The 11,790-nt window shown below is 41.8% G+C and carries 7 protein-coding genes and 1 pseudogene; 7 read left to right on the top strand and 1 reads right to left on the bottom strand.

Annotated elements, in window-relative coordinates; all coding sequences use genetic code 11:
- Window positions 1-46: 46 nt before the first annotated feature.
- Window positions 47-2,592, bottom strand: a pseudogene (locus LJE72_RS06660) (HD domain-containing phosphohydrolase).
- Window positions 2,593-2,928: 336 nt separating this feature from the next.
- Here LJE72_RS06660 and lpdA point away from each other — a divergent pair.
- From lpdA to gcvH, 7 genes are all read left to right on the top strand, one after another.
- The gene (lpdA, locus tag LJE72_RS06655; protein WP_229246841.1) at window positions 2,929-4,302 is read left to right on the top strand and encodes a dihydrolipoyl dehydrogenase; all 1,374 of its coding nucleotides are present in this window, start codon (window positions 2,929-2,931) and stop codon (window positions 4,300-4,302) included.
- A gap of 66 nt (window positions 4,303-4,368) precedes the next feature.
- Window positions 4,369-5,658, top strand: a complete 1,290-nt coding sequence (locus LJE72_RS06650) for an alkyl/aryl-sulfatase (protein ID WP_229246840.1) — start codon at window positions 4,369-4,371, stop codon at window positions 5,656-5,658.
- 471 nt (window positions 5,659-6,129) lie between these two features.
- Window positions 6,130-7,614, top strand: coding sequence for an aryl-sulfate sulfotransferase (locus LJE72_RS06645; protein ID WP_229246839.1), 1,485 nt, complete (start codon window positions 6,130-6,132; stop codon window positions 7,612-7,614).
- A gap of 69 nt (window positions 7,615-7,683) precedes the next feature.
- The gene (locus LJE72_RS06640) at window positions 7,684-9,078 is read left to right on the top strand and encodes an SLC13 family permease (protein WP_229246838.1); all 1,395 of its coding nucleotides are present in this window, start codon (window positions 7,684-7,686) and stop codon (window positions 9,076-9,078) included.
- Window positions 9,079-9,238: 160 nt separating this feature from the next.
- Window positions 9,239-9,958 (top strand): Crp/Fnr family transcriptional regulator, encoded by a 720-nt coding sequence (locus LJE72_RS06635; protein WP_229246837.1) that lies wholly within the window; start codon window positions 9,239-9,241, stop codon window positions 9,956-9,958.
- A 285-nt stretch (window positions 9,959-10,243) separates the two neighbouring features.
- On the top strand, window positions 10,244-11,110 hold the full coding sequence (locus tag LJE72_RS06630; protein WP_229246836.1) for a methyl-accepting chemotaxis protein: 867 nt from the start codon (window positions 10,244-10,246) through the stop codon (window positions 11,108-11,110).
- A 254-nt stretch (window positions 11,111-11,364) separates the two neighbouring features.
- Window positions 11,365-11,781 carry a glycine cleavage system protein GcvH gene (gene gcvH / locus LJE72_RS06625; RefSeq protein WP_229246835.1) on the top strand — a complete coding sequence of 139 codons (417 nt, stop codon included), beginning with the start codon at window positions 11,365-11,367 and terminating at the stop codon, window positions 11,779-11,781.
- Window positions 11,782-11,790 lie beyond the last annotated feature (9 nt).

Raw genomic sequence — 11,790 nt, 5'->3', positions numbered from 1 at the left:
TTAAGGGAAGCCGGAGATGGCTTCCCTTAATTCACAAAATACTGTCTTAAGATGCGTTGATAACTTTGTCAATAAAGAGTGTCACTAAATCAGGGTCGAATTGAATTCCTGCATTCTTTTGAAGTTCAGCGATAGCAACTTTATCAGGTAAAGCGCTTCGATAGCTTCTGGCACTCGTCATGGCATCATAGGCATCGGCAATGGCAATAATCCTAGGTTGAAGGGGTAACTCGTCACCCTTTAAACCCTTCGGATAGCCTAAACCATCCCATCGTTCATGGTGAGCCAACACGTATTCCGCCATTTCTACCATACCATTGACCGTACTCAGAATGCGATAACCGATTTCTGGATGCCGCTTGATTTCTTCCCATTCATCATGGGTTAATTTTCCGGGTTTGTTAAGTATCTCTTCGTCGATTGCTATCTTGCCAATATCATGAAGTAAGCCAACGTTTTTTAGTTCCTGAACTTCTCCTTCCAGCAGACCCAGGGCTTCTCCCATACTTTGGCAGAGGGCGGAAACTCGGTAGGAGTGCTGTTCTTCTCGCTTGTTCTTTTCGTGAAGGGTTCGGATAATCGTCTCGATGGTTTTTCCACGTATACTTGGGCCTTCAAAGAGTTTTCTCTTGTACATATAATCTTCGGCTTTTTTTAAAAGTTCACGGATATCCCTCTTTCTCGTAAAGCTTTGTTTCATAGCCACAGGAAATAGATAACTCTTTCCTGTGAAGCTAAGGCATTGATTCGTTTGAGAATTTGTTCAGTTTGAGCAGGATTCGTATTGGGCAAAAGGATGACAAATTCATCTCCACCGAGTCGGGCAATAATATCATCTTCTCGGCAGCCTTTGCGGAGCACTAGGGCAACGTTTTTTAGGAGTTCATCACCGACGGCATGACCGAAGGAATCATTAATTAGTTTAAGCCCATTAACATCAGCCATCACCAGAGTCAAGGGATAATTCCTTACGACATCGAGTCGCTTTAATTCCTCTTCAAAAAAGCGCCGGTTATAGAGACCCGTCAATTGATCATGGAAGCTTAAATATATGATTTCCTCTTCAGTACGCTTGCGATCGGTCACATCCTGAATCATGCCAATCAATCGAAGCCTGTTGACTTGTTGATCAAATTCAACCTTTCCAAGCTCATGCACCCAGCGTTCCTCTCCATCATTAATACGTATGATTTTGTATTCAAAATCGAAGCGCTGCTGTGCATTTTTAATCTGCAAAAAATAATCAGAAAGAGGGGCCCTCCAATCCGGATGAACAATTCTCACCCATCCATCCTTCGTGTGAGGATAGATTGCATCAATCCCCAAAATTTCTTCAAGCTCTGGTGAACACTGCCATTCTCTCGTTATGACATCTGTAACATAGCTCCCCAGACGGGCCACTCTTTGTGATTCCCGTAAAAAACCATTGTGTTGTTCCAATATTGTGTTGAGCTGATCTAACTCACTTGTACGCATTCTTATCTTATCTTCAAGCTCCTCATTCAAGGCTCGTATCTCTTCTTCTACGTTCTCACGCTTGACAATCTCTTCCTCAAGCAGCGCATTACTTTCTTCAAGCTCACTATTAAGGTCCTCCAGCTGTGAGGTTCTTTCAATGACTCTGTTTTCAAGTTCAGCATTTAACTCTCTGATTTCAGCTTCAACTTGTTCTTTTGAGCGAAGGGCATTCCATAGCTCATTGGTCTTTTGTTGGACCATGCGCCGAAGCGTCCTATTCCCGATAAATAGTAGGAAAGCCACCAGAAAAACTGCCCCGGCGACGATGACAGAAACTCTGAATAAAGGATGTTCATAGAAAGGCATATTGGTTAAACCAAACCACTTTTTATTAATGCCTTCATATTCAATTTCGGAGATCTGGGCAAATCCATTATTAATGGCAGGCATAAACCCCGAATGCCCCTTGTAAATGGCTCTGAAAAGTTGGCTGGTGTATAATGACGAACTAGAATAATTGAAGGTATCTTGTATTCCCAATTTATACAGATAGTAGAGGGCAGGGGGTTTTCCCATCGTAAATATTACGGCCTTATGATCTTTAGCTGCTTGGACAATTGCTTCAGTCGTATCATATTCTTTAATATTGGTAATGCCGTTTTCTTTAAGAAAATGGATACTGCTATCCTCTTTTTTCACTGCAACAGTAAATCCCTTCAAAGAATTAACATCAGTAATGCCGGATATATTTTTGTGGAAAAATATAGGAACATCAATCGTCGCATAAGGATTTGAATAATCAAAGATCTTGGCTCTGTCAGCATTATAAGAGATGGTATCAATGACATCGAAGTCACCATTTAGCATACTCTCATAGGCTTTATTCCCGTTCATCCCGGTGATAGTCACTTTTATCCCAGTCTTTTGCTCAAAAAGTTTCCACTGATCAAGTGTGATTCCTTGTAAATTACCCTTACTATCGCGAAAAGCATAAGGGGGATAGTCGTCATCCATGACCACTCTAATCGTTTTTATTTCAGGGGGGGCCGCATTGACATGGGTTGCTTGAATTAGCAAAAATGTCAAACTTAGAATCCAAAAAAGAAAGTAGTGCCGATTCAATAACGGCCTCATTATTTATCCCTGCCTTCCAAAAAACGACTCGAATCATTCTTATCAGAAGTATTCTTCGTTTTATAGAGAAATCCTGCCGTTTATTTAACACAACCGAACTTAATTGAGGTCATGTCGGCAGGTCCGCTTGCCGATGTGCTCAAGATTCAAAACGGGGAGGGTGAGAGTGTTGACCTATTTTCCATGGGCTTGCAGCTGAGGTTTGGAGGTTGGGCCTTAGCAAAGTTTTTCTTTATTGGATTATTATTGACATTGTAATCCTGATTACAAAATGATTCATCTTGATGAGATATACTACTAATTATAAAACTAAAATATCTCAAGGAGGATATAAGATTGTATGATGCAGTTATAATCGGGGGAGGACCCGGAGGATACGTATCTGCGATTCGAATAGCCCAATTGGGCGGCAAGGTTGCGTTAGTTGAAAAGGACAATTTAGGGGGAACCTGTTTAAACAGAGGCTGTATCCCCACGAAAAGCTTGGTCGCCGCCGCAGAAAAATTGACGGCGGTTTTGAAAGCAGAGGAGTTTGGCATTGAGGTTGGAAGGCCTGTCATCAATTTTGCCGCAATTCAAGCTAAAAAAGAGGAAGTTGTGGACACATTAGTCAATGGCATCAACTTTCTGATGCGGAAAAACAAGATTGATCTGTATAAGGGCAAAGCCACCATTAAAAATTCTGCCCTTGTCCAAGTGAATGCAGGTGGTGATATCAGCGAATTAGCTTGTAAGAACATTATTATTGCCACAGGCTCCAGTCCGGCCCTGATCAAAGCTTTAGGGTACAACGGCAGCACCATCATTACCAGTGAAGAGGCTTTAATGCTGAAGGAAGTTCCGGAAAGCTTAATTATTATCGGTGCCGGTGTTATTGGGTGCGAATTTGCTCACATCTATGGTACTTTGGGGTCTAAAATAACCATGATTGAGTCTGCCCCCAGCATCTTACCTTTGTTGGATAAAGATCTCAGCAAACGTTTACAAATGTTTTTGAAGAAGGAAAACGTCAGCATAAAAACAAAGGTCACAATTCAAAGTATCCAAGAGACTGCCGAGGGTGTTGAGGCCAGGTTAGAAAGCGGAGAGACCATATCTTCCCAAAAGGCTCTAATCTCCATTGGCAGAAGTTTAAACACGAAGGAATTGGGACTGGAAGATCTGGGGGTAACTTTGGGGGAAAAAGGAGAAATTATTGTCACGGATCAAATGAAAACAAACGTTCAAGGTATTTTTGCCATAGGTGATGTGGTTAATAAATATCAGTTGGCTCATGTTGCCTCAGCTCAAGGGATTATCGCTGCCGAGAACATTATGGGCAAAGAGACCGTGATAGACTATACAGCTGTTCCCAGCTGCATATTTACTCATCCGGAACTGGCGTCAGTAGGAATTACAGAACAGATGGCCAAGGAAAAAGAAATCCCCATAACTATAGGGAAGTTCAACTTCATGGCCAACGGCAAAGCCTTAAGCATGGGAGAAAAGGAGGGGCTGGTGAAAATTATCGCTCACAAAGAAAGCGATATTGTCTTAGGTGTGCATATTATAGGACCTCATGCCTCAGACATGATTGGAGAAGCTGCATTAGCGGTTAATAAAAAAATGACAGCCAAAGATTTGGCGACGACCATTCACGCCCACCCTACCTTAACGGAAGCAATCATGGAAGCTGCTGAAAATGTTCATGGCTTAAGCATTCATGGCTGATGGGATAAAAGGCCATCATTGACAAAATAGAATGAATAACTTATTGTTTTTTGGAAGGGGAAGTCTATGAAAAATAATCAAACTGCCTGGTCTCCGGAAGAAAGTTTAAAGGCTCATTCCTATGAATTTCGGAAAGAGCTGATTCCCATTCTGGACCATATCTTCTTAGCCAGCGGCTTCGGTGCCAGCAACAGCATACTCATTGAAGGGGAAAATGCCTCCGTCTTAATCGACACTCTGGAAAGTTTAAAAGGGGCTGAGGCACTTAAGGAAGCCTATGCTAAGGTTTCTTCCCAACCGATTAAAACGATTATTTATACCCACAGCCATCAAGATCATGTCGGTGGTACTTCTGCATTTTGCGGAGATGGTCCGGTTATAATCAGCCGCCGGCCATTCAGTGATTTACTCGGGCCGAATGCGGTCTCAGCTATTCTCGGAAAACGGGCCAAACGCCAGTTTGGGATGTCTTTGTCCTCAGAAGAAAGACTTAATATTGGGCTTGGACCTGGGGAGACGGATTTGCGAGGGATGGGAGAGGGCTTTGTTCCGCCGACAAAACAATTTTCCGAGGAAAAGCTGAGTCTAACCGTAGCAGGGATTCACCTTGAATTAATCGCGGCACCTGGTGAAACGGATGATCAGCTCTTTGTTTGGCTGCCGGATGAAAAGGTGTTGATTTCTGGCGACAACTACTATAAATCCTTTCCCAACCTCTATGCGATCCGTGGCACCCCCTATCGGGATATTGCGGTCTGGGTGGAAAGCCTCAATAAAATGCTTGACTTGGAGCCTCAGTACCTCTTGCCGGGTCACAGCCGTCCCATCATTGGCCGAGATGCCATTAAAGAAGTATTAACAAATTACCGTGATGCTATAAATTTCGTATTGCAGGAAACGCTCAAATACATGAACCAAGGATTAACACCGGATGAACTTGTTCAAACTGTTAAATTGCCGCCTCAGCTGGCCGAAAAACCTTATCTTCAAGAATTCTACGGTACTGTGGAGTGGAGCGTTCGTTCCATTTTTACGGGTTATCTGGGTTGGTTTGACGGTAATCCTACCAATCTTTCTCCCTTGACCCAGCAGCATGAAGCTGTAAAAATAGCTGAATTAGCGGGGGGAGCAGAAAAACTATATCATCAAGCGCAAAATTCTCTGGCCCAAGAGGACTATCAATGGTGCATGCAATTAGCAGATTATCTCCTGGCCTTAGGAGAGTATGTCCAAGCAGCTAAAGGTATGAAGATTCAAGCATGCCGCGCCCTTGCCCGCCGACAAATCAGTGCTGCAGGTCGTAACTATTACTTTACTTGTGCTCAAGAATTGGAATCAGAACTGGGAATCGAATAATTAAATGCAATTGAAGAAGTTATTGAACTTTAGTTTTTTATAGCTATTTCCTCCAGACCTAGTTTTCGTCAGAAGCTAGGTCGTTTTTATGTGCTGCAGGCAGCGCACCTCTTTCTATGGCGAGCCTCGAAGTGCGAAAGTGTTCGGATGTGGGAGAAGCTGCCTTACCCGAGCGACTCTTTTTCATGCTCTGATGGAGTGCCTTCGAGCACTAGCCATTTAAGCTGAAATTCTTGAATTGAGAAAAAAATTCAATGATTTGTAACTAAGATTACAATCTTTTGGGGGTTTGTATTGTATATTCCTATCATAGCTATTAAAAAACTTGCGATAGGTTGATATTAAAAAAACGGAAGAGGAATGGAGGGGGTATTAAAAAAATTTTTTAAAGATGGTTAATAATTTCACAATATGTTTGATGTGCAAAGGACGACAAGACTATCCAGTATTTAATTTAAGGAGGAAAAATCTATGGGACTACCTACAATACATCCAACAGGAACTACCGTCTACAATCCTGAAAAGGCTTCCAGCGGATATACCATTTTCCAAGCTAACGAACTTGGAGCAATGTTAATTGACATGAATGGCAAAGAAGTGAAACTGTGGAAAGGTCTGCAGGGTTTCCCGAATAAAATGCTGCCCGGTGGCTATGTTTTGGGACATCGCGGTACACGGGATACTAAATTCGGTTATCAAGATGATATTGATCTAATTCAAGTAGATTGGGATGGAAATGTTGTTTGGGAATTCAACAAATACGAATATATTGAGGATCCCGGCAATGAGCCACAATGGATGGCCAGACAGCATCATGACTATCAAAGAGAAGGAAACCCGGTTGGCTACTATGTTCCGGGTATGGATCCCAAAGTTGACAGCGGCAATACCTTGCTCTTGTGTCATAAAAATGTTCTTGATCACAAAATTTCCGACAAAAACTTATTGGATGATACAATTATTGAAGTGGACTGGGAAGGTAATATTATCTGGGAATGGGTCTGCAGCGAGCATTTCGACGAACTGGGATTCTCAGAGGCAGAAAAAAATGTTCTGTTCAGAGATCCCAATATGCATGGCTGCGGAGGCGGCATGGGCGACTGGATGCATATTAATTCCATGTCTGCTCTGGGACCTAACAAATGGTACGATCAAGGGGATGAGCGCTTCCATCCCGATAATATTATCTGGGATGCCCGTGAAAGCAATATCATGGCAATTATCAGTAAAGAGACTGGGAAAATCGTTTGGAAACTGGGTCCGGATTTTACCTCCAGCAAGGCATTAAAGAAAATGGGTATCATCATTGGCCAACATCATTGCCACATGATTCCTAAGGGTCTCCCTGGAGAAGGAAATATTCTGGTATTTGATAACGGCGGCTGGGGGGGCTATGGTCTGCCAAGCATGACGTCTCCCTATGGTACAAAAGCATACCGCCGGGATCATTCAAGAGTTTTAGAGTTTGATCCCATCACTTTTAAGATTGTTTGGCAGTATACCCCGACGGAGGCCGGACATTTGCAGCCCTTCCACTCCCATCATTTTTACAGCCCCTTCATTAGCAGCGCCCAAAGGATGCCAAACGGAAACACGGTTATTACCGAAGGTTCCGGGGGAAGACTTATTGAAGTAACCCCTGAGTTCGAGCTGGTTTGGGAATACATTTCTCCATATTGGGGCAAAAACTTCAATCTTAACATGGTTTATCGTGCCTATCGTTTACCCTATGAATGGGTTCCTCAATTAGAAAAGCCGACAGAAGTTCCCATTGAGAGATTGGATGTAACACAATTCAGAATGCCGGGGGCTGCTCCTCTCGGCTGTGATGATGTGGTAGAAATAGACGGCACATTAGGATATGGTGATGTGGATGGATTCTGCGTCACAACGGAAGAAGCCCCTCAAGTGGAAGACGACGATGACGATGAGTACTCCGGGGTAATCCGTATCTAAGGATCATGATAACCGATAGAGGGCCACAGCGCCCTCTATCGAGAAATTCGACAAGAGGAGATGATTCATATGACAACGGCATTAGCTCCTTCTCCCCAAGGCATTGACCGCAAGAAAATCATATATTGGATTCTGACCATCGGATTACCTATTCTGGTAATGTTCGTTCCGGTCAATGAAGCCTTTACGCCACAGATTCGCTTGTTTGTAGCAATTACACTATGTGCAATTTTGATCTTTGCCTTTGAGACCATGGATGGCCTAATTCCATCAGTCCTTTTGCCTGTTGCTTATGTCATGGTTAATTTAGCTCCGGCAAACGTAGTCTTTAGCCCCTGGTCACTTTATATTCCTTGGATGTTCATGGGCGGGATGCTCATGGCCAACGTATTGGACGGAATCGGAATTTTGAAACGAATCGCCTATTGGTGCATAATTAAGACAGGGGGGACTTATAACGGAATTTTATATGGGATTTTAGTGATTGGAATCATTCTTAACCTAATGATCCCCTCCAGTGCCATAATCCCTCTTGCAGCTTTTACCTACGGCATTTGTAAAGCCCTTGACTTAGGACCTTCTAAAGAAGCCGCGGGTATCATGATTGCCGGTTGTTTTGCGTCACTGTTTCCCATGTTCTTTTTTTACAATCCTAATATGGCCATCATCTTTGGTCTGGCTGCCCAAGTTACCAAAGTATCGTTATCATGGGTACAATACTTTATTCACGGACTTCCTTTTATCCTATGGTATGTACTGATGATCTTTGTCATCTCAAAGGTGTTTAAATCCGACAAACAAATCGACTGTAAGGATCTTATTACAGAGGAATACAAGAAGCTGGGCAAAATTACCAAGCAAGAGAAAAAAGGCTTGTTTGTATCCCTGCTGCTGTTCATCTTTTTGGTAACAGGAAATATTCATCATATCGAAGTGGGTTGGGGATTTGTATTCGCGGCATGCTTAATGTATTTCCCCGGTATTAATATTGGAACCAATGAGTATGTTAAAAAGACAAACTTTCCCATGGTCTTCTTTGTAACAGCTTGTATGTCCATTGGTTCTGTGGCCAATGTTATTGGAGTAGGCAAGGTTGTGGCGAATGCCTTAGTGCCGACTATGGCATCCCAGGGTCCCTTAGTCACCCTCATCTTAATTTGGCTGCTCTGTGCCGGTTCAAACTTCTTATTGACGCCTTTAGCCATTATGGCGACCTTTACCGTGCCCCTGACTCAGGTTGCTGTCAATTTAGGCATGAATCCTCTGCCGGTCCTCTACACGATTTTCCAAGGAATCGACCAAATCATCATGCCCTATGAATATGCTTTAGTCTTGATTTTCTTCTCCTTCGGCTTAATACGATTGAAAGACTTTATTAAAATATTCAGCTTGAAGATGGTATTGAACTTAGTTTTCCTGGTGGTAGTTATGTATCCCTATTGGAAACTGTTGGGTTTGATCTAACAGTCAATATGAGTGAGGAGCGGTGCATTGCCGGCTCCTCGTTCATATCCCGGTTTAACATTTTTGGCACTAAGCCCATTAATCTCCACAGGATACACTCAATTAACAGGCCCATAGTCCTATAAGAGTTCTCAATCTTTTTAAGGAAAGAGGGATCGGCATGACGGATAAGGCAAAAGAGCTAATTGAGTTTATTACAACCTCAATTATTTTTGATGAAATCACCCTCGCAAGTGAAGGCTTGTCTTCAAGTATATGGGATAAGTATCTGAAATTGGGCTGTCGAATGATGAAAAAGAGCGGTGACAATATTGTCAGGCCGGGAGAAAATTTTAAAGGTTGCTTTTTTATAAAAAAAGGCAAAGTCAAGATGAATTTTATTGGCAAAGACGGGGCGACCAAAATTGTCTCGATTATGGGGAACGGCGCGACATTCGGCGAACAGTTTGTTTTTCATACTCAGCCCGGATTATTTGAAGGCATTGTCATGTCCGACTCAGAACTCTATTTCTTTAGCCGAGAGACTATTATGGAACTATGCAAAAAGGACTTTGAAATCAGTCTTTTTATACTTACATCCCAGGCCATCAAATCGAGAATGTTGGCCGTCCAACTTGAAGATACCTGTGTGCGCAATATCATGCAGAATATTTGCCGAATACTTTACTCCTTTTGCTGTTATGAAGAAAATAACGGACAGACAAGCGCAGGCATATCGATCCTTTTAACCCACGAGGACTTAGCCAACATGATAGGAGCACATCGAGTTACAATCACCAAGAATCTAAATAAGCTTAAAAAGCTTAAGATCCTGAATTATAAATATGAAAAAGTAACGATACTCGATACTCGGATGCTGAAAGAGTTTGCATTTAATTAGGAAAGAAAAAATGAACCTGAGATTATTAGCGTTGTGTTTAATGATTTTCTAAAAGTTGATAAACAAACACGAGGGAAATTAGCAAAATCATTTGGTATGACTAATTACTCTTTCAAAAACATAAAAGGTCCTTATAACTAGAGTAATGGTAGTCCTTGCCCAAATCTCTAAAAATAATGAGAACCTTGGGCTGAATTTCGAAAAACAAAATCAGTTGTCAATTGACCTTTGCCTGAACGAGAAAAAATATAAGTTTGTTTTGTTATTTTAAGGAGTAGATTAGGTGTGAAAGCAAAGTACTTAAAAGATTTTATTGAATGTATACCTAATTTTTTGGAAGTCATGCAGGATGACTTATCAATTAGTGTTTATGATATCCCTCAGAAGAAAATTATTGCCTTAGAAGGCAGCGGAAAACTAAGTAAAGACACTAACAAAGTGGGAGATCCTTTTATAATTGAGGAACGCCCTTTATTAAATGCAGTTAAAAATGAAAAAAAACAACTGATTTCTTTGCCTCCGGTAGAACATGGGACCTCCATGAAATTATTGCTTACTCCAGTATTAAATGAAGAAGATAAGGTAGAAGCTATTGTGGCGGTTAGCAAAAGCTTGGAATCTGAGAGAAAAATCGAGAATATTTCGGCAACTCTCTCTAGTTCAATCGTTCAATTGAGTTCCGGAATTCAGGAAATTGCTTCGAACTCGCAGATGCTTTCAAGCGTTATTAAGGAAATTGCTGATTTCGGCGAGCAAACCCAAATGAAAATTAGTGAAATAAACGGGATCATTAATGAAATTAAAAAAATCTCAAGTCATTCCAATTTGCTGGCTTTGAATGCTTCAATCGAAGCTGCAAGAGCTGGGGAAGCAGGAAGGGGTTTTGACGTGGTAGCAAAAGAAATGGGTAAATTTTCAACTTTAAGCAAAACTTCCGCAGATAAAGTCGCAAAATCTCTTTTAGAAATGAAAGAGGCAATTGAAACTATTAGTACTAAAATCTCTGATACAAGCCTTGCTTCTGAGAATCAGGCCGCTGCCACCGAAGAAATTGCGGCTACTTCTGATGATATTGTAGGCGTTGTCCGGCAGTTAAGTGATTTTGCAAGAATTGACAGTGCTGAAGAGACCATAGCAAAAATACAAGAATAATATCTTCCTTAGCCCAAAGTCTTTAGTACACAATAACAGCCTGTTTAATATATAAAAATAAGTACAGCAAACACTGGCTCTCTGCTATTCGCCGGGGTTTGCTGTACTTTGAAAGTAGTCCCTTTCAAAACATACATTTCTGATGCAGACGTTTGATCATTGTTTCTCCATAATTGTAAGCATAGCTACAAATTTAAAACCCCCAATGGTGTAAACTAAGATAAAAGGATAAAACTACTGAGAGGATGAAAAGGATGGCTCAGACTAAGGTGGCCCTAGAAGAACTTAACTATGATGAGCAAATCAGTTATTTCCCTGAGCATACTTGGGTAAGGGTAAAAGAGGATAATATTACAATTGGGATTTCAGATTACGCTCAAGATCAGCTGGGAGACCTGATTTTCGTTGAGCTTCCAGCAGTGGGAGACGAGTTTCAGCGAGGAGAGACATTTGGCCAAGCTGAATCAGCCAAAACCGTTTCTTCGCTGATCATGCCCATAAGCGGAAAAGTAACGGCGGTTAATGAAGCCTTGGAGGATGCTCCGGATCTTTTAAATCGGACTCCCTATCAGGAAGGATGGATCATTAATATTGAGGCCAAAGATATGACAGAACTGAAAGAGCTACTGACTTTAGATCAATATAAGGAGCTTTTGCGAAACCAAGCTTAAGGAGGGGTT

The organism is Desulfosporosinus shakirovi, assembly GCF_020595055.1.
GTDB classification, from domain to species: Bacteria; Bacillota; Desulfitobacteriia; order Desulfitobacteriales; family Desulfitobacteriaceae; genus Desulfosporosinus; species Desulfosporosinus shakirovi.
Note: the sequence above shows the minus strand (reverse complement) of the source record. Positions and strands in the feature narration are given on the sequence as shown.

Coding starts and splice junctions, on each gene's coding strand:
- LJE72_RS06650 (WP_229246840.1), top strand. CDS start 4,369: ATGAAAAATAATCAAACTGCCTGGTCTCCGGAAGAAAGTTTAAAGGCT.
- LJE72_RS06645 (WP_229246839.1), top strand. CDS start 6,130: ATGGGACTACCTACAATACATCCAACAGGAACTACCGTCTACAATCCT.
- LJE72_RS06640 (WP_229246838.1), top strand. CDS start 7,684: ATGACAACGGCATTAGCTCCTTCTCCCCAAGGCATTGACCGCAAGAAA.
- LJE72_RS06635 (WP_229246837.1), top strand. CDS start 9,239: ATGACGGATAAGGCAAAAGAGCTAATTGAGTTTATTACAACCTCAATT.
- gcvH (WP_229246835.1), top strand. CDS start 11,365: ATGGCTCAGACTAAGGTGGCCCTAGAAGAACTTAACTATGATGAGCAA.